The organism is Phormidium sp. CCY1219 (assembly GCF_055795085.1).
Genome location: NZ_JAYFEQ010000836.1, coordinates 24,986 through 48,278, shown reverse-complemented (window position 1 = coordinate 48,278; position 23,293 = coordinate 24,986). Strand labels below are relative to the sequence as shown.

19 protein-coding genes are annotated in these 23,293 nt (G+C 50.8%); 11 read left to right on the top strand and 8 right to left on the bottom strand.

What is annotated here, in order from left to right:
* Positions 1–31: 31 nt before the first annotated feature.
* Both AC0QH1_RS26715 and AC0QH1_RS26710 read left to right on the top strand, forming a co-directional pair.
* Entirely contained in the window at positions 32–886 is an 855-nt protein-coding gene (locus AC0QH1_RS26715; protein WP_324634500.1) for a DUF975 domain-containing protein, read from the top strand.
* A gap of 144 nt (positions 887–1,030) precedes the next feature.
* Positions 1,031–1,834 (top strand): RDD family protein, encoded by an 804-nt coding sequence (locus tag AC0QH1_RS26710; RefSeq protein WP_324634499.1) that lies wholly within the window; start codon positions 1,031–1,033, stop codon positions 1,832–1,834.
* 26 nt (positions 1,835–1,860) lie between these two features.
* On the opposite strand, the gene AC0QH1_RS26705 is transcribed toward AC0QH1_RS26710, so the two are convergent.
* Together AC0QH1_RS26705 and AC0QH1_RS26700 are read right to left on the bottom strand one after the other, a co-directional pair.
* Positions 1,861–4,746, bottom strand: coding sequence for a sensor domain-containing phosphodiesterase (locus tag AC0QH1_RS26705; protein ID WP_324634497.1), 2,886 nt, complete (start codon positions 4,744–4,746; stop codon positions 1,861–1,863).
* Between the two features lie 570 nt (positions 4,747–5,316).
* Positions 5,317–6,807, bottom strand: a complete 1,491-nt coding sequence (locus tag AC0QH1_RS26700) for a TldD/PmbA family protein (RefSeq protein WP_324634495.1) — start codon at positions 6,805–6,807, stop codon at positions 5,317–5,319.
* Between the two features lie 181 nt (positions 6,808–6,988).
* On the opposite strand from AC0QH1_RS26700, the gene AC0QH1_RS26695 reads away from it, so the two are divergent.
* Positions 6,989–7,783, top strand: a complete 795-nt coding sequence (locus tag AC0QH1_RS26695) for an MBL fold metallo-hydrolase (protein WP_324634514.1) — start codon at positions 6,989–6,991, stop codon at positions 7,781–7,783.
* Between the two features lie 141 nt (positions 7,784–7,924).
* Here the strand turns inward: AC0QH1_RS26695 and AC0QH1_RS26690 are convergent, their stop codons facing one another.
* The 3 genes from AC0QH1_RS26690 to AC0QH1_RS26680 form a co-directional block, all read right to left on the bottom strand.
* A complete protein-coding gene (locus AC0QH1_RS26690) occupies positions 7,925–8,524 on the bottom strand; it encodes a gamma-glutamylcyclotransferase (protein ID WP_324634494.1) in 600 nt (199 codons plus the stop codon).
* Between the two features lie 384 nt (positions 8,525–8,908).
* The gene (locus AC0QH1_RS26685; protein WP_324634493.1) at positions 8,909–9,937 is read right to left on the bottom strand and encodes a hypothetical protein; all 1,029 of its coding nucleotides are present in this window, start codon (positions 9,935–9,937) and stop codon (positions 8,909–8,911) included.
* A 385-nt stretch (positions 9,938–10,322) separates the two neighbouring features.
* Positions 10,323–11,474 (bottom strand): hypothetical protein, encoded by a 1,152-nt coding sequence (locus AC0QH1_RS26680; protein ID WP_324634492.1) that lies wholly within the window; start codon positions 11,472–11,474, stop codon positions 10,323–10,325.
* A gap of 654 nt (positions 11,475–12,128) precedes the next feature.
* Between AC0QH1_RS26680 and AC0QH1_RS26675 the strand changes: the two genes are divergently transcribed.
* Complete coding sequence (locus AC0QH1_RS26675) at positions 12,129–12,623, top strand: DUF427 domain-containing protein (RefSeq protein ID WP_324634513.1); 495 nt, start codon at positions 12,129–12,131, stop codon at positions 12,621–12,623.
* Between the two features lie 31 nt (positions 12,624–12,654).
* Here AC0QH1_RS26675 and AC0QH1_RS26670 read toward each other — a convergent pair whose 3' ends face one another.
* Positions 12,655–13,224 carry an NUDIX hydrolase gene (locus tag AC0QH1_RS26670; protein WP_324634491.1) on the bottom strand — a complete coding sequence of 190 codons (570 nt, stop codon included), beginning with the start codon at positions 13,222–13,224 and terminating at the stop codon, positions 12,655–12,657.
* Between the two features lie 41 nt (positions 13,225–13,265).
* On the opposite strand from AC0QH1_RS26670, the gene AC0QH1_RS26665 reads away from it, so the two are divergent.
* Positions 13,266–13,769: an O-acetyl-ADP-ribose deacetylase gene (locus AC0QH1_RS26665; protein ID WP_324634490.1), complete on the top strand. Its 504-nt coding sequence runs from the start codon at positions 13,266–13,268 to the stop codon at positions 13,767–13,769.
* A gap of 75 nt (positions 13,770–13,844) precedes the next feature.
* Here the strand turns inward: AC0QH1_RS26665 and AC0QH1_RS26660 are convergent, their stop codons facing one another.
* Positions 13,845–14,510 carry a class I SAM-dependent methyltransferase gene (locus tag AC0QH1_RS26660; protein WP_324634489.1) on the bottom strand — a complete coding sequence of 222 codons (666 nt, stop codon included), beginning with the start codon at positions 14,508–14,510 and terminating at the stop codon, positions 13,845–13,847.
* Positions 14,511–14,763: 253 nt separating this feature from the next.
* Between AC0QH1_RS26660 and trxB the strand changes: the two genes are divergently transcribed.
* From trxB to AC0QH1_RS26645, 3 genes are all read left to right on the top strand, one after another.
* A complete protein-coding gene (gene trxB / locus AC0QH1_RS26655) occupies positions 14,764–16,134 on the top strand; it encodes a thioredoxin-disulfide reductase (RefSeq protein WP_324634488.1) in 1,371 nt (456 codons plus the stop codon).
* A 226-nt stretch (positions 16,135–16,360) separates the two neighbouring features.
* Positions 16,361–18,217 carry a glycosyltransferase gene (locus AC0QH1_RS26650; protein ID WP_324634512.1) on the top strand — a complete coding sequence of 619 codons (1,857 nt, stop codon included), beginning with the start codon at positions 16,361–16,363 and terminating at the stop codon, positions 18,215–18,217.
* A gap of 334 nt (positions 18,218–18,551) precedes the next feature.
* Positions 18,552–19,433 carry an ABC transporter permease gene (locus AC0QH1_RS26645; protein WP_324634487.1) on the top strand — a complete coding sequence of 294 codons (882 nt, stop codon included), beginning with the start codon at positions 18,552–18,554 and terminating at the stop codon, positions 19,431–19,433.
* A 160-nt stretch (positions 19,434–19,593) separates the two neighbouring features.
* Here the strand turns inward: AC0QH1_RS26645 and AC0QH1_RS26640 are convergent, their stop codons facing one another.
* Positions 19,594–20,424, bottom strand: coding sequence for a nucleotidyltransferase family protein (locus AC0QH1_RS26640; protein WP_324634486.1), 831 nt, complete (start codon positions 20,422–20,424; stop codon positions 19,594–19,596).
* A 177-nt stretch (positions 20,425–20,601) separates the two neighbouring features.
* On the opposite strand from AC0QH1_RS26640, the gene AC0QH1_RS26635 reads away from it, so the two are divergent.
* The 3 genes from AC0QH1_RS26635 to AC0QH1_RS26625 all read left to right on the top strand — a co-directional run bounded on the left by AC0QH1_RS26635 (position 20,602) and on the right by AC0QH1_RS26625 (position 23,217).
* Positions 20,602–21,606 (top strand): hypothetical protein, encoded by a 1,005-nt coding sequence (locus tag AC0QH1_RS26635; RefSeq protein WP_324634485.1) that lies wholly within the window; start codon positions 20,602–20,604, stop codon positions 21,604–21,606.
* A 103-nt stretch (positions 21,607–21,709) separates the two neighbouring features.
* Positions 21,710–21,868, top strand: coding sequence for a hypothetical protein (locus AC0QH1_RS26630; protein ID WP_324634484.1), 159 nt, complete (start codon positions 21,710–21,712; stop codon positions 21,866–21,868).
* Between the two features lie 140 nt (positions 21,869–22,008).
* Entirely contained in the window at positions 22,009–23,217 is a 1,209-nt protein-coding gene (locus AC0QH1_RS26625) for a cupin domain-containing protein (protein WP_324634483.1), read from the top strand.
* The last annotated feature ends 76 nt before the right edge of the window (positions 23,218–23,293 follow it).

Sequence of the window (23,293 nt, the reverse complement as noted above, 5' to 3'; positions counted from 1 at the left end):
CGATCTTAATCAGCATAGGAGAATGAGGATTATGTCGAAAACGCCGAGAAACCAACCCCGGATAGAACCCCTGAGTGTGGGCAATGCCGTCAGTGGGGCGTTGCGCCTGTATCGCGATCGCTTTAAATTATACTGTACTCTGGCATTGACTGGTTATCTGTGGGTATTAATTCCGATTTATGGGTGGGCGAAATGCAGTGCGATTTTCGCCATGATTTCGCGTCTGGCATTTGCGGAAGTGATGGAACGCCCGGAAACCGTGGAGTCAGCCCGTCGCCAGGTGGATCCGAAAAAGTGGCGGTTGCTAGGGGCAGGGATTTTGATTTCCCTGATTTTCCTGGGAGCATTGATTGGCGCAACTATTGCGTTTACGATCGTCGGCGTTACCATTGGTGTGGCGATCGGTTCGCAAAATGCGATCGCGGGCACGTTAGTGGGAATTTTAGTCGGCACGATCGCTTTCCTAGTGGGTGCGATCGGATATCTCTGGTTGTTTAGCCGTTTATCCGTGGTCGAGTTACCCATCGCCATTGAAGAAAACCTGGATGCTGCGGGGGGAATTTCGCGAAGCTGGGAACTGACGAAGTATTCAGCGTGGCGGATTGTGGGAGTATTTCTCCTCGCCTATCTGATTACTCTACCGATAGTGATATTGCTCCAACTTCTAGACCCCCTTCTGCGGGTCATTCTCTCCTTTTTTCTTATCCCAGAAACCGGTTTATATGTAACCATCCATTTTATATTGCTGTTGTTAATTAGCCTTGGGAGTGGGGTCGTGCTTGTGCCATTTTGGCAAGCCCTGAAAGCGATGATTTACTACGACCTGCGCGCCCGTCGCGAAGGGTTGGGCTTAGAGTTGCAAGATACTGACGCTTGGGAATCCTGAGGGTATGGCAAAAACTTCCTCCCGCCTGTACTGACGGCGCAAACGGTTTGAAAAAGCCAGATTTGAGGCGAAATCATTCTGGGCGGTTTTCTTTTTCCTAACTGGCATGTGCCGATAATTTAACGAAATTCCCGATTAATACCTATGAAGCTGTTTAATAAAATCCGGCTGCAAACGCCAGAAAGTGTCGAATTAGAGCTAACTTTAGCAGGAATTGGCAACCGCGCTTATGCTCTAATGGTGGATTATTTATACTTGACGTTAATTCAACTGGGGATAGTGTTTCTGTGGTTTTTCGCGTCGATTTATTTAATTGGATTTATCGAAAGATTGGCGGGGAGTGGCGATCGCCTGCAACTGTGGCTGATAGCAATTCTGCTGTTCGTGCTCTTTGTCATTTACGCTGGTTATTTCGTGTTTTTTGAGGTGCTGTGGCAGGGTCAAACCCCGGGTAAGCGACGAGTAAACATTCGGGTGATTCGCGATGATGGACGTCCTTGCGGCATGCAACAAGCCAGCCTTCGCGCTTTATTGCGTCCGGTGGACGATTTGTTGTTAATCGGCGTAGGTTTTATCGTCTTTGGCAAGCGGGAAAAGCGCCTGGGCGATTGGGTGGCGGGAACTTTAGTGATTCAAGAAGAACAAGCCATTGCCGAGGCAAATTTCTCCCTTTCGCAAACCGCTCATTCTTTAGCCGATGACTTGCTAGAAGTAGGGGATTTATCATTGCTAACGCCGGATGATTTTGCCATCGTTCGAGAATATTTGCAACGTAGAAATACCCTGACGTCTAAAGCGAAAGTGCAAGTGAGTCGCAATTTAGCCACCCAGACAAAACGAGCGATCGCCCTGGAGAAAGTGCCGCAAAAAGTTACTGCCGAAGTCTTTCTCGAAGCGGTATATATCGCCTACCAGGAGTACGCTTCCCGCTATCGCCAAGGAAGATAAATGGAAAATTTAAGATTGCTATTCTCTCAAAAATTCATGGCAATTTTCCAATCTTTGCGGAGTAATTCCCCCACGGAGTTGTTTTCCAGGGGTGGGGCGAATAAATAGCCCTGACCCATCGCACAGCCCAACCTTTGCAATCGTTCCAATTGAGCGGAATTTTCCACCCCTTCGGCGATCGCTTCCATACCTAAATCGTGGGCGAGGGTAATAATGGTTTTGACAATTTCGGAATTTTCGCCCTCCACGCCGATCCGACTGATAAAAGAGCGGTCGATTTTCAAGGTATCTAGGGGAAAGCGATGCAGATAGCTTAAAGAAGAATATCCGGTGCCGAAATCATCCATGCATAAATTAATTTTGCGATCGCGAAGTTGGAGGAGCATCTCCCTCGCCACGTCGGGATTATCCACGATCGCGCTTTCGGTGATTTCCAGTTTCAGAGTCTCCGGGGCCACCCCAGTTTCTTCCAGAATGCGATCGATTTGCCGGATCAAATCTGGGTGAGAAAACTGGCGTCTGGAAAGATTCACCGCAATGGTTAACGGCGGATAGTCGGGAAATGTATCTTGCCAGATTCGCAAGCACTCGCACGCCTCGCGCAGAACCCACTCACCCAAAGAGACAATCGTGCCGGTTTCTTCCGCGATCGGGACGAATTCTGTCGGAGAAACAAAGCCAAATTTCGGATGTTGCCAGCGTACCAGCGCCTCAAACCCCTCGATGCGACCGGATTGTAAGGCCACAATCGGTTGATAGTGAAGGAGGAAAGTAGAAGACTTCGGCAAAGGATTTGATACAAAAAGAGAGGCAGAAGAGCCATTTAATTCCGGGTTCTCCGCCACCTTTTCTGTCTGATGGGCGGCTTTGCTGGCAGAAGTGAGATGCAAGCGAGAGCGCTCTGCTCGCCTTTTGTCATCAGCCAGTTCCCGTCTCAGGTCATTTTCCAACTCGATCGCTCGCACAAAGCTATCGTGCATGGCGGTATCGAATACTTCATTGCGAGAGCGTCCCAAGGCTTTGGCCCGATACATCACGATATCGGCATCGCGCAGCAACTCTTCCGGACGATCGTATCCGGTGGAACTCAAGGCAATGCCGATACTGACTGTAGTAAACACTTCTTGCCCGTGCAGGTCAAACGGACGAGTCAAAGAGGACTGCAGGCGATCGGCGATCCGGCGCGCGTTGCGTAACGAGCGAATATCCTTGAGCAAAATCGCAAATTCATCCCCGCCGAGTCGCGCCACCAGATGCTCGTTGTGCCGAAAGCTGTGCGGTCGAACCGCCAGGGTTTTGCGGATGCGCGCGGCAATTTCCACCAACAGGCGATCGCCCACGCTGTGACCCAAACTATCGTTAATAATTTTAAACCGATCCAAGTCCAGAAACAACACCGCAAATAAATAATTTGGATTTTGCTTGGCTACTTGCAATGCTTCGTTCAACTGCTCCATAAATAACGTGCGATTGGGCAGCCCCGTGAGACCGTCGTGAAAGGCATTGTGCCGCAACTGGTTTTCAATGTGAGCTTTTTCGGCAATTTCCGCTTTCAATCGCTCGTTGGTTGCTTTTAACTTGGCGGTGCGTTCTTCCACCATTGCTTCGAGCTGCTGGTTTAATTGTGCCAGTTTGTCCTCGGCACGCTGACGGGCGATCGCGCCGCCGAAACTGCCCGCTGTAGCCATCAAAATCGATTTCTCCGTCTCGGACCACTGACGTTCCTGGTGACAGTCGTCAAACCCAATAAACCCCCAAAATTCTCCCTCGATCGCGATCGGCACCACCAAAATCGAGAGAATCTCTTGCGCTTCTAAACTTTCTCGTTCCGGTAAGGGCAAATCTCGCACCAAACCGCTAATCGCCTCACCCTGAGAGAGGTTCCCATACCACCAAGGAGCTATACTATACGGGCTATTTTGCAGCTCTGGATTATCGATTTGTGGCGTCACGCCAGATGCTACCCATTCCCATCGCTGACTCATCAACAGTTCCCCGCTTTCGCGATCGCGATGATTTTCAAACAAATAAACCCGATCGACTTGGGCGGCACTTCCCAATGCCTCTAGGGCTTGAGACATCGCCGTTTCCCGGTCTGGATTGGTCAGCAGTTGATTGGTCGCTTTTGCCACCCCTTCCAGGAGGCGATCGCGCTGGTTGAGCTTTGAAGTGGTCTCCTTCAGTTCCGTAATATCTTTTTCATTCACCAACACACTGGGCTTTCCCGTTACCGGATCCGGGGTGGGGTGAATCTCGATCGCATGCCATCGGATCCCCCTGCGGGTTTGCACCTGCGCTTCGATCGCAAACACCTCCCCCCTTTGAATGCAACTCATGGCGCGATCGGCAATGCTTCCATCCACAAACCGTCTGCACAAGCCGTTTTCCCCCACTCCCTCCCTCTCTCTTTCGTCACCATAACAGCGAATCGCCGCTGGATTCTGCACGATCGGATATCCCTGCAAGGTGTACAGGGATATCGGAGTGTTGGTGTGGCGCAATGCTTCGGTCGATCGCCGCAGATCGGACTCGATGCGCTCGATTTGCTCCCCAATCAGCGCTTCCACCAACATCGCCAACCGCCCCGCCCCGATCCAAATCCCGGAACAAAGACAACAGGCAGATACTGCTTTCCCTTCTGGATAAAACGTCCATTGTTCCACCACGGTTTTTCTCTGCTGAAATTTTTCTAAATAGGTTTGCAGTCGCGTTTGCGTCGGCGGCGAAACCCGATCCCAGTCGCGATCGCGCAGTTCTTCCAAACTCGCCGCATTCCACAGCTTTAACGCCGCCTGATTCGCCCACCAAATCTGCATTCTCTCGATATCGAATATCCAAACCGGAGACATCAACCGATGAAACAGGTCGAGGTCTGCGCGCTTGATAATTGAATCGCCAGAGGCTCTGTGCATGAATCGCTGTTGTCTGACACCACATATTCAACCGCTATGGCGCGGTCATTAGAAATCCCTACCCAGCGCCGAAGCGCGAACCGGAACCCCAATTTTCTCTCTCCTCGGGGGTACCGCGCGAAGCAGCGATCGCCCCTCTCCCCAAGCGTCTGGGAAAGACCCCAATCCGCCTTCTATTCCCCCCTGCTGAGTTGTTTCGTTCCCCCCATTTAAGCTGTGCCCTCCCCCATCGGGAGCTGACCCCAAACCCCGGGGCGCTGAGTTGCCATTGCATAGAAGTATTATAAAGGACTTAATTTACTCGCTTTTATGATTCATAGTTTAACCGGCTTTTACTGGCCTGCGGTGGAAGTTGTTTGAATTTTTGATAAACCCATCCCCTTTCCTTGTATTTTTTTGACAAAGATTCCGTCGTAGCAAAACACCTAAAAAAAGAGAAAAGAGAAAACCCGGCATATCAATTCTCGTCCCGTTTCCCTTTTCCCTTTTTCTGTTGTCCGTCATCTTTAACCCGCGCATCCGCGCACTAGCCCTCCAGAATAGATAGACTTGCGGGAAAGACGCTACAGACTAGGTTCTGCCGCCGATCGCGATGTCGCGCACCCGCACGGGCACGCAAGCATGGGTCATCTGGGCCACCTGAATCGGTTCTCCTTTCCCGCACATGTTGGTGCCGCATTGCATCCACTCTGACTGCGGCCCGATCGCATCCACCCGATTCCAAAACTCGGTGGTGTGGGAATGATACGTCACATCTTTTAACATGCCGACAATTTTGCCGTGCTTCACTTGCCAGAAGGCATCGCCGCCAAATTGGAAGTTGCGCCGTTGTTGGTCGATGGAGAAACTGCCAATCCCGTCAATTAAAATCCCCTCCTCGGTGTCGGCAATCATCTCTTCTAGGGTAGCGGTGTGACTCCCGCCCTCGGGTCCGGGTTCCAATCCGAGATTGGGAATCCTGACCATTGGCACGTTGTACCAACTATCGGCGTATGCCGCTCCGTTGCTACTGCCGCGTCCCAGTCGGTGGGCAGTTTCCCGGTCGGTGAGATAATCTACTAAAATCCCATCCTTGACAACATGCCATTCTTGTGCTAAGACGCCTTCATCGTCATATCCCATCGTTCCCCGTCCCCGAGGTTGGGTGCGATCGGCTTTGAAATTCACCCAAGGTGCGGCATACTGTAGTTCGCCCAGATGCTCGGGGGTGGCAAAACTGGTACCGGCAAAGTTCGCTTCGTACCCATACACGCGATCGAGTTCGGTGGGATGTCCCACGGATTCGTGAATGGTTAAAAACAAATTGGTGGGTTTGAGAATTAACGTAGACCGAATCTCCGATGGGCATGAAGGCGCATGAACTTTGGCGATCGCTTCCCCCGCCACTCGTTCCACTTGTCCCAACAAATCCGCTTTATCGATATGTTCGTAGCCCACATTTAATGGCGCTCGTTCGTAGTTGCGACTCTGGGCGTCTCCATTGGCGATCGCCGTACAGCCAAATCCAGGATAACTGCGATAAATAGTTTGCTCGATCGCCGACCCTTCGGTGGAGGCAAAGATTTTATCTTCCCGGGTAAAGCGCAGGAACGAATAGGCTTTTTTTACCCCTTCGGCTTCATATCCTAACAGGCGATCGTTAATCGTCAGCAGCAGTTCGGCTTTTTCCCCGATGGGAATGGCAAACGGATCGATGTCGATGGGCGTGATGTAGGTGTCGCGATACGCTTCTACCCGGGCCAAGCGCACGGGGGTCTGTTGGGTTAAATGACTCCCTTTGGCAATCTCTACCGCTAGGGCAACAATTCGCACCACTTCTTCCGGGGTTTGCCGATGACTGGCGGCAAATCCCCACGCGCCTTTGAATAACACGCGCACGCCAAACCCGGAACTGACGTTATCGGCTAAATTGCTTAAGGAGCGATCGCGGGCGGTTAGGTTTTGATGTCGGTAAGTACATAATCGGATATCCCCATATTCGCATCCCGCTTGGCGAATTAATTCCACCGCCTGCATGGCGAGTTCTTTGGAGGAGCTGGTTTTTACTGGAGTTTGTACCATCTTAGGTTGTGGTTCGGTTAAATGTACGATTCTGGCTGAGTCTGTGTGGGCGCGATCGTCTACCTGATGCGACCCGCTTCTGGTGCGCCTCCCTGCGAGCGATCGGCTGAAAATCTTGTTAACGATTGTAACGACTGCGTACAATAATCTTCAGATGTCATCGCAAAATCACGCTTTACTCATGCACCTGACTTGGTTAGACAGTAATTCTTGGCTGATTGAAATGGCAGGACAACGGATCCTCCTCGATCCCTGGTTCGTCGGTCCGTTAGTCTTCGGCAATCAAACCTGGTTATTTAAAAGCTTCCGCAGAACTGAGCGCCCCATTCCCGATAATATCGATTTGATTTTATTGTCTCAAGGGTTGGAAGACCACGCCCATCCGCCTACTTTAAAGCAACTCGATCGCCAAATTCCAGTGGTGGCTTCCCCGAACGCGGCGAAGGTGGTCCAGGACCTCGGTTATCCCCAAGTGACTACTCTGGCGCATGGGGGCAAGTTTGTATTGGGCGATCGCCTCGAAATTAAAGCGATCCCGGGTTCCCCTATCGGCCCATTTTTAGTGGAAAATGCCTATATTCTCAAAAATCTCGAAACCGGTATCAGTCTGTATTACGAACCGCACGGCTATCACTCTCCCTCCCTGCAGCAAGAAGCGCCCGTTGATGTGGTAATTACCCCGATTGTAGACCTCTCGATTCCGGTTTTAGGGCCGATTATTAAAGGCAAAGATAGTGCGTTACAAGCGGCAAAAATGCTCCAACCGCAAGTGATGCTCCCCACAGCAGCAGGCGGCGATGTGGTGTTTGAAGGTCTGCTGATGTCGATGATTCGCGCAAAGGGAAGTGTGGAAGATTTGCGATCGCTGTTGGCGAAGCACCATATTTCCACTCGCGTCATGGATCCCAAACCGGGCGATCGCTTGGAAATTTCCCTGGAACGTCGCGTCTCTCCGGTTTCTTCGAGTTCTTCTTAATTCTCGGTTCCCTTCTCCCGTCTCCCCCGGGCATTTATCGGTGCGGTTTCCCAACTTCCCCACCCTCGCGATTGGCCACCCCAATTTTACCCCCCTCCAGATGGATATTCTCTGGGCCTGATTGAGGTGGCGATCGCTTTTTCATGCTGATTTTAAGGGTCGGTTTTGAGAATGGCGGGTTTGCAATTGATGCATCCGATGGAACAACCGCCAGCAATATTGTTCGGACAGTCCGCAAGTTACCGCACCGCGCAATACCACGTTAAAATACCAGTCGTTCGGCGGAAGCTCTTCGGAAAGTTTGTTATCCACCGCGTAGGTGCGGACTCCGGGGTAATTTTTCCCACCGCACTGGATGGGGATGATTTCGTGATGATAGCCTTTTTCTCGCTCGTCTAGGCGATCGCTCAGTCGCAGGGGAAGTCGGTACAATACCCCTTCCACTGAGGCGCTTGGGTCTTTCACTACGTCCAATACGCCGCAGTTGCGTAAGTCGGAATACCCATAAAACACTAACCGATACCCCTCTAAGGTCGCCGGTCCGACAATGTAGGGATAGGTGCTTTCTCCGAGCGATCGCTTCAAATCTACCGGGCACATGCAAGACCCATAGGCGAAATAGTAAAATGTCGGTTCCTCTGGGCGGACTACCGACAACGCGCCAGTTTCGCGATCGCCAGCAACGTTTTGGCAAGGGGGTTCAAAATGTCCAGGGTGAACGATCGTCATTTCCGAACTCATCTACTGTTTGATAAGGAATTCTACCAAACCCTTAGACTAAAATCAACACAATCTCGACCGGAAAACCGTAGATTTAATAAAGTTTTAATAAAGTTCACTTAAATTGCATAATTTGCTCTGCCATTTTTCCCGGGAACCCCAAGGCTCAATCCTCTGATTTTCGCCAATTTTCGCCAATTTGACGCCTATAATCACCCTAATGGGACAAAAAATCAATGATTTCCCAGGTTTAGCACCCCGAATTGGTGAGACTATCCCCGGCAAAAGGCGCTTTCAATTTAATCGGCAATTATGCAAATTGAATGTGCGACGGAATAAAAGTAACGGATTGACAACTGACAATTTTTTGGATTGAAAAACAAAAAAGGTAAAATGCTCGATTGCTTATTGAGAATTTGACGGCGGCAGTTCGTCCGGGATGGAGGTTTCTAATCCCACGGTGTGACCCTCGGCGTCAGTGCGGTAAACCCAGCGGGTCTCACCATTGGATAACACCAACCGCCATCCGTCCACGGGGAGAGGTTGGCAAACTGCATCGGAATTGAGCAGACCCAGACAGCGATCGCCCCACGTTTGGCGACTATACTCCATCACCTGCAACCCTGTGGGCGCAATCCCCACTTTTTCCGATAAATCTTGCTTGACCGCTACCACGAGTTCTGAGGGTAAAGGGGGTTCCACGGGGTTGCTGTGGGCGGAGGATAAGGCAGAATTGAACAATACCACCTCGCCTGTGTTATCGGTGTGATAGATGTAACGACCCTGTGGAGTGGCGATCGCGATTTGCCAACCCGGGATTTTTTCCTGGTAACAAGGGGTATGGGGGGGATGCAATCCCAAACAAGCACTGTTCCACTGGCGCGAGTCGATCCGCTCAATACTCAACTCGGAGATTTGTAAACCGGAACGGCGCGCAGCAGTTTCTAACACCGCACTCGCTACCGTATCGGGCAGATAACTGGTGGGAACATCCGGAGTCTCCAGGGCGATCGCGTCGCCTTGCAAATCGCTGCGATAGACCCACCAATTCGAGACCACAATCCGCCATCCCTCCTGCGGCGCGCCATCGCAAGTTTTCTCGGCGATCGCCTTGTCATCACAGGGTTGGGGCAAGTTTTCGCGACGGTAGTCGGTAATTTGCAGTTTGGAAACCTCAATTCCGAGTTTTTGGGATAAGTCTTGGCGAACTGCTTCTGCGATCGCGTCGGGAAGACGGTAGGGATCGATGGTGTGACTGAGAAACGTGCGGGTACTGTGCAAAAATTTTGACGCGGTGGCGATCGGATCGGGTAATGCCCGCGCCTCCGGCGTCACCTTGGGATGAGTATGCAGCAGCAGCGCCCCAGTCAGCATAAAAGCAAGAATCAGGGGTTGGGGGGGTTTGGTTGGGGGGCGTTTGTTCTCGGTATCCATAGCACCTCCTGTGAAATCAGTGAACCCCAGTCGCGCCCGAATTCTCGGGAACCGCGCCCGGTGTGGGGGATGGAAAACCACCAAACCAGCAACGTAGACATCAACACCTCAGATGCGAGTTCCCCAAAAGTAGGGTTAAGCGTCGGATTCCTCCCCACCTGAAGAATAACGAACGATCGCGGCTTCCGGAGCGATCGCTCCACATCAGAGGCGACAAATTCCCTCCCCCTGGCACTCCCCCCCCTAGGCGATCGCCACCCACAGAAAAAACGTCCCCCCGGTGCTTCCGGAGGGATTGAAGGTCAAAAGACGCCACGGTGGGATCCCGAAAAAGTACAGATTTCCCTAAAAACCCACGGTTGGCGGGGAATTTGACATCCGGCGATTAGCGGTAAAGTTGGGTGACGATCCGATTCCAGGAGCCGATCGCCTGCTGCAAATGGTCCGGCAAGTTTTCTTGCACGATATCCGCATATCGCCAGGTACTCGAATCGCTAGAAAGCGTTACGGTAATATAATCGGCAGCGCCTTCAGGGGCACCATAGCTCAACCCATCGTAGCGAGCGAACTGGGCGCGTGCCAGCAAGCGCTGAAAGCGGCGCAAGTCCCGGCGAGGAATCCGGGTGACGCGCCGATCGCGATCGGTGGCATTTCCCCACCCGCGCTGCACTTGAATCAAGGTACCATCCTCCATCAGCACCGTCTCGTAAGTGCGTCCGGCAAATCCGCCACTGCTAATCGCCCGAAACACTATCCCTCGCGAGAGGGGTTGTGGCAATTCGTTGTGCGGAATCGGCAAGGGCGCAATCTCCGCAGTATCGAACCCCGACCCCCGGGTGGATTGACTGTCGTAGCTCTCGGCTAGCACAATGCGATCGCCGCTACTATCGGTATGATAAATCCACCGCTGTCCCGGGTTGCGATCGCTGATGACCGTCACTTGCCATCCTTCCACCAGCGCTTGGGTGCAGACCTGTCCCGGGCGAGAAACCCCGAGACATCCATTCGGCCAGGTTTTCTGCACCGCTTTGGCAATTTGCAAGCTCTCCCTCGGTTGTCCCACCCGCCGGGACACATCGCGCAAGACCGAATTAGCCACCGATTGGGGCACGCTACCGGTCACGTTTGAACCGGCGGCGAGGCGCACCACCGCCCCGGTTTCGTCAGTGCGATACACCCAGCGATCGCGTCCATCGCTCAGCACCACCCGCCATCCTTCGGTTAGCACTTGCGAGCAAAATTCTCCTCCTCTAGACAGTCCCAGACAACTATCGGGCCAGGTTTCCTCACTCGCCTCCACCACCCGGATCTGACGTTCGGAAATATTGGCACGGCGCGATAAATCCCGCACCACGGCACTTTGCACCGATCGCGGCAAGTCATCATCATCAAAGTCGCGATCGCCTTTCGCTACCAAGATCCGCGAGAAAGGCAATTCCGCCATTTCCCCCCGCGCCGCTTCTATCCCCCACAGACCCGCCGTCAAAGACAAAATTCCAGTTAATACTAAAGTGGATACTGTTGCATAAGGTTTCATCGATTTTCTACTCCTAGCTTTACTTGCTTCTAAAAAAAAGACGCAGCAATTTTATAAAAGTTTTTCGATTCCTGCGTTTTACTTTTTCTCAATTTTAACAAACATCTTTTCCGGTATTTTGCCATCCCCCAAAGGGGGTATTTTTCAGTTGTTTTACAACCCTTCCGGATTTTCTTTCCCCCATCGGGGATAAAAAAGCTTCCCTCCCGATTGGGAACATTTTATCGGCTTTTCCCAATTAATTAACAATAAAAAAAGCGCATATCGCCCAAGGAATGCATTTTTAACCGCCATTTCCCCGGTTTTATTCCCCCGGGATTCCTTTTCCCCGAGATGGGCGATCGCAAAGTGAGTTGAATCAGCCAGAAAATAGAGGGCGGTGCATCGCTTTTGGAGTGCGATCGCCTGTCTCCCCCAGTGTCCCCAATCCGGCATCCCCTGGAAACCCAGCACTTTCCTCTGCTAACCCTCCTCAAGTCGGAAAATAAATTTGTGAAAATGAGGAGCAATCCCTGACTCGCCCAGGGTGAAAGCACAACCTGGGTCAACTCCTTGCCAATTCTCCCCAAACCCAGTTGAAAAAATAATTTAGCCGCGCTATAATAACTAAATTAAACTCCATACAACCCCAAACAACGACCCTCTAAAATGATTATGCGCCCTCAACGAATCGAACCCGGTCCGGGACAAGAATCTGTCTGGGATTATCCCCGCCCTCCGCGCTTAGAAGAGTGCTCCAAACACATTCAAGTTATCTTCAACGGCGAAACCATTGCGGATACCCATCGCGCCCAACGAGTCCTCGAAACCAGTCACCCGCCGGTGTACTATATTCCCACGGAAGACATCAAAATGGAATATATCAGCAAAAACGATCGCCGCAGTTTCTGCGAGTGGAAAGGGGTGGCGAATTACTACAGCGTCACCGTCGGCGATAAATCAGTGGAAAATGGGGCGTGGTCTTACCCCGTACCCACGTCGAAGTTTTCTCCCATCAAAAATTCTCTGGGGTTTTATGCCAATCAAATGGATGCCTGTTATGTGGATGGCGAACAAGTAGACGCCCAAGCAGGGGATTTTTACGGCGGTTGGATTACCAAGGAAATTGTCGGTCCGTTTAAAGGCAGTTCGGGCACGATGGGATGGTAAAAAAAAAGGTGGGCGAATGCCCACCTTTTTTTTAAGTTATGTTTTTTTGTTGGTTTAAAAAATTCAATCCTAAAAAAACAGCCGCAACACTGCCCGAAACGCAAATTTCCCCCCGGTTGATTTTTTCCATGACTCGCGAAACGGGCACTAATACTACCTCGATTTGTTCGGTTAAGTCTAACTTTTGCCCCCCGCCATCGCGCGCGTTTTTCGCGAAAAAGACATGAATGGCATTCGTGTCTTTCACCGGATTATCGTAAAGGGTAGCAAGGGGAATCAGTTCTTCGGAAATATAGCCGGTTTCTTCGGTCATTTCTCGCGCTGCTGCTTCGGCGGCAATTTCAGTTTCCGGATCGAAAGCTCCGGCGGGTAATTCGAGTAAAATTTCTCCTACCCCATGTCGGTATTGACGGACGAAGACAATTTCGTTATTCTGAGTTAGGGGAAAGACCAGGGCGATATCGGGGCGCAGGTTTACATAAAAGTCATCGATTATTTCGCCGCTGGGAAGTTGCACTTCATCGCGCCGAACTTTGCACCATTGATTCTCGAAGACAAGCTGCGATCGCAACGACTTCCATTTTTGGATTTCTTTCCTCATTCCCGCTGATTCCTCCATGTCCTCGTTTTAATAGTGAGCGTATGACCGAGAAAATCCAAGTCATCCAAGGCGATATTACCAAACAACAGGTCGATGCGATCGTCAATGCAGCAAATGAAACTCTCCTCGGCGGCGGTGGCGTGGATGGTGCCATTCATCGCGCCGCCGGCCCGGATTTATTAAAGGAATGTCGCCAACTTCACGGATGCCAAACCGGAGAGGCTAAAATCACCAGTGGCTACAATTTGCCAGCTAAATTTGTGATTCACACCGTCGGTCCGGTTTGGCATGGCGGGGGCGATCGCGAAGATGAATTGCTCGCCCAATGCTACCGAAATAGCTTGCACTTAGCCCTACAACATGATATCAAAACTATCGCCTTTCCGGCAATTAGTACCGGCGTCTATCGATTTCCCCTGGACCGCGCCGCCCGAATTGCCGTGGGAGAGGTGAAGCAGTTTCTCTCCGCCAATCCGGCGATCGCCCAAGTTCGCTTTGTCTGTTTCGGCGATCGCGTCTATCACACTTATACCCCCTTAGTATAACACCCTCGTTCCCAGCTCATGCTGGGAACGACCTCTGGAGGCTCTGCCGCCGATCGCGTATAATCCTCGACCGAATTACCGTTCCGGTTGCCAAGAGCGCTGGGCGGTCCAATGGCGATCGGAAGAGGCATATACTTCCACCCCCGACAACCCAGCATCTGCCAGCATTTGCCTCACTTCCGGTAAAGTAAAGGAAGCAAACAGAGAATCGCGAAATAACTTCGTCTGATACTCGTTATACTCCTCGCCAATCCGGGCAACCAACCCATCCACTGTTGCCACATCCGCAGGCCGCATTAAATCCCGCAAAAATATCCCCCCATTCGGTTTTAGCACCCGCTTGAGTTCGCGGAAGAATGGCATCGGGTCGCTCAAGTGATGCACGATGCTATTGGAGATGACAAAATCAAAGCGATCGTCGGGATAAGGCATCTGCTTCGCATCCACGAAATCTAGCTGAATTTGCGCCTCACAACCCGCCTGCTGCACATTTTGCGCCCCCACTTTCAACATATTTTCCGATAAGTCGATCGCGGTAATGTGCCACTCGGGACGACGCTGAGAGATAATAATCGGAATCCGGGCAGTTCCCGTGCCGGCATCGAGGATGGTTCCTGCTTGTGGTCCGAGGGCGATCGCGCTTTCCGCAAACGCCGTATTCACCTCCACAAAATCCATCGCATCGTATTCCACCGCATCTTCCCAGGTATCCATCACTTCCGGTTCTAGCACTCGTTCCATCGCTTGTTATCACCCTTAACATCTCGACCTTATCGTAGCGCTCAACGCCCCACATTCTGCAGCGCGGTTTTTCTCCCGCGCCCGATTGAGTTGCCAATTGACAATTCACAATCACCAAAAACCGATTGCTGTTTTGAAATCGCCTCAGTTTCCTCCCCCTCCATCGGTTGAGGTGACTCAAATCACCGATAATGGTTAGCAAGCCGTTATAATAGGCTTAAAACGAAGTCGTTATGAGTTTGGATAGAAGCCAATGGCAAACCCTGCAGTTGAAAACCTAGTCATTATCGGATCTGGACCTGCCGGATACACCGCCGCCATTTATGCCGCCCGCGCCAACCTGAAACCCGTGGTATTTGAAGGGTTTCAGGTGGGAGGTATTCCTGGCGGGCAACTGATGACCACCACCGAAGTGGAGAACTACCCCGGTTTTCCCGAAGGCATCACCGGACCGCAACTCATGGAACGGATGAAACTACAGGCGAAGCGATGGGGGGCGGAACTGTACACCGAAGATGTCACCTCAGTAGACCTGAGTCAGCGTCCCTTTGTGGTCAAATCCGACGAACGGGAATTCAAGACCCACACCCTCGTGATTGCCACCGGTGCCACCGCGAAACGCCTAGGACTGCCCAACGAACATCAATTCTGGAGTCACGGCATTTCCGCCTGCGCCATTTGCGATGGGGCGAGTCCCATCTTTAAAGGAGTGGATCTCGCGGTAGTGGGCGGAGGCGATACCGCCGCCGAAGAGTCCGTATATTTGACCAAATACGGCAGTCACGTGAACCTGTTAGTGCGCCGGGATCAAATGCGCGCCTCGAAAGCGATGCAAGACCGGGTGTTAAAGAACCCGAAAATCACCGTTCACTGGAATACCGAGGCACAGGATGTGTTTGGTGGCGAAGATGGTCGCATGGAAGGGATAAAAATCAAGAACAAGCAAACCGGGGAAGAACACGAACTGCGCGTCAAGGGATTGTTCTACGCGATCGGTCACACCCCGAACACGCAACTGTTTAAAGGGCAATTAGAACTCGACGAACGCGGTTACGTGGTCACCAAACCCAACTCCGTAGAAACCAGCGTCGAAGGCGTGTACGCCGTGGGTGACGTCCAGGACCACGAATTCCGCCAAGCAGTCACGGCGGCGGGAACCGGTTGCATGGGGGCGATGTTGGCGGAACGTTTGTTAGCCGAAAAAGGGTTAGCGCAAGAGTTCCATCAAACCGAAGAGTCGGAAAAAGCGCCAGAACCGGAAGAAAAAGCGCAAGCAGCAGATACGGAAGAGACCTTCGATATCCAAGAAACGCGCCACGCCGGGGGATATGCCTTGCGGAAGCTTTACCACGAGAGCGATCGCGTGATTATGGTGAAATACGTCTCCCCCACCTGCGGGCCGTGCCACACCCTCAAACCGATTTTAAACAAGGTGGTGGATGAATTCGAGGGGAAAATTCATTTCGTGGAAATCGACATCGACCAAGACCCCGGAATTGCCGATAATGCCGGCATCATCGGTACCCCCACGGTTCAGTTTTTCAAAAATAAAGACCTGGTGCATGAAATGAAAGGCGTTAAGCAAAAAAGTCAGTATCGCGAACAGATTGAAAAGCATCTGTAGCCCGGTTTTTCCCGGTTTCCTCTGATTGCGATCCGCTCTCGAAGGCAACGCCGTAGGTTCTACCGACCGGAAAATCAACGATTTTTTTTCCAGTGGTAACGTAGGGACACAGCAGTGCTGTGTCCCTATCGGCGATCGCCCGGTATCCATGTGGATTGACTGATTTTTCCCACCGCCGCGAACTGGTACAATAGGGAGTTAAAAATTATCGGAGATTGAAGCCGTGATGAATCCAGCGCCATCCGTGCATCCGCCCCTTGCAGGAACCGAGCGATCGCCCCTCGTCTCGATTATTATCCTGGCTTACAATCAGCTCGATTATACCCAAAAATGCTTGGCCAGCATTCAGGAGCATACCACGATTCCTTATGAAGCGATCGTGGTGGATAATGCGTCAACAGATGGCACCGATGAATATTTAATCAAATGGCGGCGTCAGTGGCAAGCATCGCAGCAGAAATCGGCCAATTCACCCCCTGATTGCTGTCAGAGGGTGAAACTGATTCTCAACAGCGAAAATCTCGGCTATGCGGTGGGTAATAATCAAGGCATGGCGATCGCCGAAGGAGCTTATGTTCTTTTACTCAATAACGATACGGTGGTCACGCCGAATTGGCTGGAAAGATTGCTCGCCGTTGCCCAAACCCATCCGCAAGTCGGTCTCGTCGGACCGGTGACCAATTACATTTCCGGCCCGCAACGAATTGCCGAAGTCAACTACCCCATCGACTCCCTGGAAGGGTTAGCAGAATTTGCCAGCGAATGGGGGAAAAAACGGCAGGGAGAAATGGTATATTCCTGGCGGGTAGTGGGATTTTGTTTGCTGATTAAGCGCACCGTACTGGACAAAATTGGCGGATTAGATACCCGCTACGGCCTCGGTAATTTTGAAGACGACGACTTTTGCATCCGCGCCGCGATCGCCGGCTTCCAAGCTGCGATCGCCCAAAGCTGCTTTATCCATCATTTTGGCAGTCAAAGCTTTAAAACCCAAGGCAAAAAATATCGCCAAAAACTGTTATTAAAAAACTGGGAAATATTTAAACAAAAATGGGGAATTCCCTTAGACATTTCCTACGGCTCGACTTACGATATTTCCTCATTGCTGCAACAGTCTTTTCATCCGACCAAACATTACTGTTCCCTCCACGGCGCAGGACTCGCACAGCACCCTCCCGTACCGCAGATACTAACCCCAACCTCCCAACCCCTTCGCATTGACTTAGGATGTGGAGCAAAAAAACCACCCGGGTATATCGGCGTGGATATTTATCCCTGGTCTAACGTGGATATTGTCGCCGATCTCACCCAACAATTTCCCTTTCCCGATAGTAGCGTCGATGAAGTTAGAGCGCATGACTTTATCGAGCATTTGCCCGATAGAATTCAAACCATGAATGAAATTTGGCGGATTTGCAAACCAAACGGAAAAGTCGATATTTTTGTCCCTTCTACCGATGGCAGGGGAGCATTTCAAGACCCCACTCATGTCAGCTATTGGAATATTAACTCATTCATGTATTATGCGGTCGAATTTCCCGCTTATCTCGAACTCTGTCGCAGCTATGGATTTAAAGGAGCTTTCAGTATCGTTCAACTCGAACATCAAGAATCTCCCGGACAAGTGATTCACGTGCGAGCGATTTTAAAAGCGGTCAAATCTGGAGAGATAGACGAGAGTTTTTTGGCTCAATTCAACCTCACCGAGACCAATGCGATCGCCCTTCCCGACTGGAATCAACCCGAGGAAACCCTCCTGCAAGAATTAGAAACTGCGATCGCCCCCATCATCGAGCATCCCAACCCAGGAAACATCACCATCCTCATCGAATGCAGCACCCTTCCGGAGAGTTCGGACATGCAACCGGATTTAATTTTAGCTACTATTGGCTTAAACTTATTCTCCCGAGAAGACCTGGACGCGGGAGAAGAAACCCCCGAAATTTCTCTCATCGAAACCCCCTTAACCGCACCAGAATGGCAAGCTTTGTTACCGCGCATTCAGTACCGAATTCCCTTCCCCCATGAAAATACCCAACTCGCCGCCAAAATTGGCCTCAACCATCTGCCAATTTTAGAATAAGTAGGTCGGTCAATGACCAATGACCAATGACAAAGGACAAATGACAAATAACCACCCACAAATGACCAATAATCAATGACCAATGACATGGGTTGTGGGGGATTTGCCCGGGGTGAAGTTACCAGAGCAAAATATTTTCCCAACTGCTAAAAAACTCTCGACAAAATTGACAAAACATGGTAAATATAAACCCACGTTCTCGCGCCAGCTATGGGGAAATGAAGGGAATTGAGCCAGCAAACTGACTGTCTGAAATTTCCCGATCGCCCGGATTGGGGAATGCAACCCAATTAGATTGTTGTAAAATACTCTCCGCCCTGAGGTAATTCCATCGATGACCATCACCAAATCCCGCGTACCGCGCTTTTTGCGGTTAACCGATCGCCCCACCCTCTCCACCAAAATGATGTGGGTGGGACTTGCCATTACCCTGACCTTCATCTTGATTGCCATCTTCTCGCCGTTGTTCATCCAGTGGGGAATCCTGCAAGACCCCACCGAATTTTTGAGCAACCCGATTCACGAACCCCCTTCCTGGACCCATTGGTTTGGTACCAACCGCCTGGGATATGATGTGTTTAGTCGCACCTTGATGGGCAGTGTAGTCGCCTGGAAAGTGGTGATTTTGGCAACCGCACTCAGTATGGCGATCGGGGTTCCCCTCGGTTTGGTTAGCGGATATTTAGGGGGAAGATTAGACCGGGTTTTGTTATTCTTAATGGATACCATTTACACCTTGCCCGGATTGTTGCTTTCGATTACCCTGGCATTTGTGGTGGGACGCGGAATCTGGAATGCCGCGATCGCCCTCAGCATCGCCTATGTTCCCCAATATTATCGGGTGGTTCGCAATCACACCGTCAGCGTCAAAACCGAACTGTTTATCGAAGCGGCGCAAGCAATGGGCGCTTCCACCTGGCGGGTCCTCTCGCGCTACTTATTTCTAAATGTGATCCAAAGCGTACCGGTATTGTTTACCCTCAACGCCGCTGATGCAATTTTGGTCCTCGGCGGATTGGGTTTTCTCGGATTGGGCCTTCCCGAAGAAGTGCCAGAATGGGGTCACGATTTGCGTCAAGCTCTCGATGCCCTTCCCACTGGTATCTGGTGGACCGCATTTTTCCCCGGTTGTACCATGACCCTAATGGTGGTGGGATTATCTTTATTCGGAGAAGGATTGAACGAATTTGTCAATCCCAAAATGCGAAACGAATAAGGGTGTGAAAATATCCGCACCCCTTCAGGGTGGGACTATTCGGACAAAGCCCGCCGACGCGGGCTATTTTTTAATCCGCCCCACCCGAGACTCAGCATACTGGTACAAAAACGTTGGAAATCTTTTGCACTTTTACATTATTAATGCTGTGAAAATGGTCTTATTTTGGCAACAAGTTTTCCTCAACTTGCGCGATTAACCAGCCGCCAAAACTCTCTAAAAAAGGCCGGATTTCCCGGGGGTTAGTTCCGGGTGCGATCGCCCATTGTAATGCTCGTTTCATGTGGTCTTTCTCTCGGGGATAATAGCGGGAAAAAATTTCCCAACAGGGATATAAATCCCGGGTATAAACGCCCTCTCGTTCCATCACTAACTCAAAGCCGGTGCGAAGAATGCGCTTCATTATCCAGCTACAAACTTTTTGCACGAACCGTTCGTCGCATGTGCCATCGTTCTCTAAGGCTTGCAAATCTTCCATGACTTTGGTAATATCGCGGCGAATCGTCCATGCCTGAATTGTAGCATCAATTCCCGGTTTAATTCCCGGGAGAATCTCCCGCGAGGATTCGCCAAAAATACAGAGGGCTTGAGTTTTGATTAACAGTTGAATTGGATTCGGGCGATCGCGGCGCGTTTGGAAAATATCGGTGAGGGGAATTAATGTGAGTTCAACCCCTTGACAAAAGGAATACTGTGTGGTAATAAACTCTTGAAATTCGCGTTTCCAGGACAAATCCAAGGCTTCGCGATCGCCCAAAACCACCGCAAAGGTATCCACATCAGAAATGCCCGGTATTGCTTGCCCGCGCGGTACGGATCCGCGCAGGTAAATGCTGTGTAGGGTGCTGCCTAAATGGCGCAAATAAGCCGATTTTATCTCTTCCACCACTAGATTCCACGGCGGCGAGATTTTCTCCAAACTGCATTCATTCATAATAAATCCTTGGGCATCGGTGGTCAAGACGCTGCCAATGGGTAAAATCTCCGTCATCTTTGCTTTCCTTGCGGCGATCGCCTGTGGGGTTATCTGGTTTTATCGTAAACCCTCAATCTGCCCCAGGGAAGCGATCGCCGCCTCAGTGAGAATCTTCTCATGTTGCCTTAATAATTATTTTAGATTCATCGCCGAAGCTAAGAATAACGCTGAAACAGACCGAGGATGAGAACAATGGACTTTGATTTCGTACAACCAACCAACACCGCGATCGGCATCCAACCGGGTGCAGTGATTTCCGGAACGGTGGGCGGATTTGCCGACAACGGCGATGATTTTATCTTGAATTGGACCGGCGGAAGTGCGATCGTCGATACCGAACCCTTGCGGGCGAATCAACTGGGGTTGAACCTCGGGGAACAAGTCAATGTGCTAGTGGGAGAATGGGATGGGACGGAAATCGATACATTTTCCATTACTCGTGCCGATGGATCGGCGATTCTGGGCGGCACACAAATCGCTCAACCGCTGAATCCCACCATGCCGATCGCGGATCCGGCAATCGGGTCTGGATTCAATACCTCCGACTATTTAACCCGCAATCCCGATGTAGCGGCGGCAGGAGCCGATCCCTGGCAGCATTTCGTCCGCTACGGAGCCTCTGAAGGGCGGATGCCGGAACTGTTCGACCGCAGTTTTTACGAAAGCAATAATCCGGATGTAGTAGCAGCAGGGGCAGATCCTTGGGAACACTTTGTGATGTACGGCGCGGCAGAAGGTCGGATCGGCAGTGGGAATCCCATGTATAATCCAGCAATGGCGCAACAAATCGCCGCAGGGGCGCGATCGCTCCTGGCACCCCTGCCGGTTACACCCGCACCCGTCGCCACCGATCCGCTCACCGGCATGGGCATGATGACCCTCACTGGCACCGTTGTAGCGCGCACGGAACCGGATAGTTTCCTCTTCGATACGGGTAATGGGCAAATTCTCGTGGATGGCATTCCGGAAGGGGAAGGCGCGATCGCCGTTAATCCCGGGGAACCCTTAACCCTCGTCGGCGATATGGATGATGACGACTTCGATGCTTATACAATCACCCGCCCCGATGGTTCTCTGGTGACCCCCGGCGGCATTCAAATGAATGTTACCCAAACTGGCGGGCGATCGCGCAATTCCAATCCGGGTTCAGAAGATTCCGATTTCAACTACGAATTTGACGCGAACCGTTTTGATTGATTCCCCCTCAAATTCTCCATCCGAATCTAACCATTTAATTCTTATTAAAGCGCGTAATTCTACGCCAAATACCCCGTAATTTTTAACTAGGAGGTCACTGATTATGCCAGCCAATTCTTCTTCTACCGCCGTTCTCGAAAAACCCCGCATCCAAATTAAAGTCACCACCCTTCATCCCCCCCGTCGCACCCGCACTCCCCTGACAATGGATGGCCAAGATGTGGATTATGGCTACGATGTAGATGCCGGAGGTCGCCGCTAAACTCCATTGGCGACTAAACCATTTCTCGGCTTATTAATCAAGAATTGCTGTTTCTAACGCACCAGATTAGGTGCGTTATTTTTTGCCAAAAATATCTGGTTATATGTTGAAAAATGCCTGAAGCATGATACATTAAAATAATGCGGTACTTTACAAAAAAAATGAAAGCCTTTTCCCGCCTCCTGTATCCCTATTCTTTGAAACAATTTTTTTCGGAGAATTGGAGTCAAGAAGGATTACTCATCAAAGCAGAATCGCCAGACAAACTGAGTCATCTATTTTCCTGGGACAAACTCAACGAGTTGTTAAATTTCCATAATATCAGTCATCCGGAATTGCGGTTCTCGAAACATGGCGAAATCTTATCCCCAAGCGACGATCGCGATAGTTTAATCCAGCGCTGTCAAGAAGGTGCAACCCTCATCATCGATCGCCTCCATACCCGCTTGCCCGAAATCGCCCAATTTGCCGCCGCATTGCGCTATGAAATCGGTCATCGCACCCAGGTCAATAGCTACTGCTCTTGGCCCGGAGAACAGGGATTTAAGTGTCATTACGACACCCATGAAGTCTTTATCTTGCAAATTGCCGGACAAAAAGAATGGTTGGTGTTTAGAGACACCTTTAAATACCCTTTATCCGTTCATCCCTCCTCGGATTTATCCCCGCCGACTACAGACCCTTATCTGCACTGCATCCTCAATCCCGGTGATGTTTTATATATTCCTCGGGGTCATTGGCATTATGCGATCGCAGTAGATGAGCCTTCCTTGCATTTAACCTTAGGAATTGACTGTCAAACCGGCGTTGATTTTGTCGATTGGTTAGTCACGCAGTTGCAGGAAAAAGAAGAGTGGCGTCAAAACCTATCCCCCATCGCCCCTCAAGATTCTACCCAAATGACGGCTCAAATTGATGGCTTAATTCACCGCCTCATCGATTACTTACTCGACCCTTCCCTCAGTACCCAATATGCTAACTATCTCGCCAGTTTAGAAAAACCACCCATTCCCTATTCTTTTCCCTATCAAATGGGCTACGATATCTTTCGGGATAAACTCAATACCCAATTTAAGCGTCCGCCCTTTCAACGAGTGCGAATCGAATCCCTGGAAAACGATGAATATAACATTTTTGTGGGAAATAAATCCATTGCCCTGAAAGGCTTACCTCGGGAGTTTTTGGACTGGTTGTTTGCCAAGGAAACTTTTACCCTCAAACAGGTTATTAGTCGATTGCCCCAGTTTGACCTACAGGCTGATATTTTACCGCTGATTTCTCGCTTAGTCACCGAAGGCATTATTTGCGTGGACAAGGGCGATCGCGCTGGGTTGCTAAAGGGGCAATAATCGGAATATATCGGTGAATATGCTGGGCACTTTACCACCTAAAAAAGGATTTTATTTGCATCGAAAATGGCTATCT

Excerpts from the sequence above, each read along its gene's own strand:
- AC0QH1_RS26675 (WP_324634513.1), top strand. The coding sequence starts at position 12,129 with ATGCGCCCTCAACGAATCGAACCCGGTCCGGGACAAGAATCTGTCTGG.
- AC0QH1_RS26700 (WP_324634495.1), bottom strand. The coding sequence starts at position 6,807 with ATGGTACAAACTCCAGTAAAAACCAGCTCCTCCAAAGAACTCGCCATG.
- AC0QH1_RS26705 (WP_324634497.1), bottom strand. The coding sequence starts at position 4,746 with ATGCACAGAGCCTCTGGCGATTCAATTATCAAGCGCGCAGACCTCGAC.
- AC0QH1_RS26690 (WP_324634494.1), bottom strand. The coding sequence starts at position 8,524 with ATGAGTTCGGAAATGACGATCGTTCACCCTGGACATTTTGAACCCCCT.
- AC0QH1_RS26695 (WP_324634514.1), top strand. The coding sequence starts at position 6,989 with ATGCACCTGACTTGGTTAGACAGTAATTCTTGGCTGATTGAAATGGCA.
- AC0QH1_RS26650 (WP_324634512.1), top strand. The coding sequence starts at position 16,361 with ATGAATCCAGCGCCATCCGTGCATCCGCCCCTTGCAGGAACCGAGCGA.
- AC0QH1_RS26635 (WP_324634485.1), top strand. The coding sequence starts at position 20,602 with ATGGACTTTGATTTCGTACAACCAACCAACACCGCGATCGGCATCCAA.
- AC0QH1_RS26640 (WP_324634486.1), bottom strand. The coding sequence starts at position 20,424 with ATGACGGAGATTTTACCCATTGGCAGCGTCTTGACCACCGATGCCCAA.
- AC0QH1_RS26680 (WP_324634492.1), bottom strand. The coding sequence starts at position 11,474 with ATGAAACCTTATGCAACAGTATCCACTTTAGTATTAACTGGAATTTTG.
- trxB (WP_324634488.1), top strand. The coding sequence starts at position 14,764 with ATGGCAAACCCTGCAGTTGAAAACCTAGTCATTATCGGATCTGGACCT.
- AC0QH1_RS26660 (WP_324634489.1), bottom strand. The coding sequence starts at position 14,510 with ATGGAACGAGTGCTAGAACCGGAAGTGATGGATACCTGGGAAGATGCG.
- AC0QH1_RS26665 (WP_324634490.1), top strand. The coding sequence starts at position 13,266 with ATGACCGAGAAAATCCAAGTCATCCAAGGCGATATTACCAAACAACAG.
- AC0QH1_RS26625 (WP_324634483.1), top strand. The coding sequence starts at position 22,009 with ATGCGGTACTTTACAAAAAAAATGAAAGCCTTTTCCCGCCTCCTGTAT.
- AC0QH1_RS26715 (WP_324634500.1), top strand. The coding sequence starts at position 32 with ATGTCGAAAACGCCGAGAAACCAACCCCGGATAGAACCCCTGAGTGTG.
- AC0QH1_RS26685 (WP_324634493.1), bottom strand. The coding sequence starts at position 9,937 with ATGGATACCGAGAACAAACGCCCCCCAACCAAACCCCCCCAACCCCTG.
- AC0QH1_RS26710 (WP_324634499.1), top strand. The coding sequence starts at position 1,031 with ATGAAGCTGTTTAATAAAATCCGGCTGCAAACGCCAGAAAGTGTCGAA.
- AC0QH1_RS26670 (WP_324634491.1), bottom strand. The coding sequence starts at position 13,224 with ATGAGGAAAGAAATCCAAAAATGGAAGTCGTTGCGATCGCAGCTTGTC.
- AC0QH1_RS26645 (WP_324634487.1), top strand. The coding sequence starts at position 18,552 with ATGACCATCACCAAATCCCGCGTACCGCGCTTTTTGCGGTTAACCGAT.
- AC0QH1_RS26630 (WP_324634484.1), top strand. The coding sequence starts at position 21,710 with ATGCCAGCCAATTCTTCTTCTACCGCCGTTCTCGAAAAACCCCGCATC.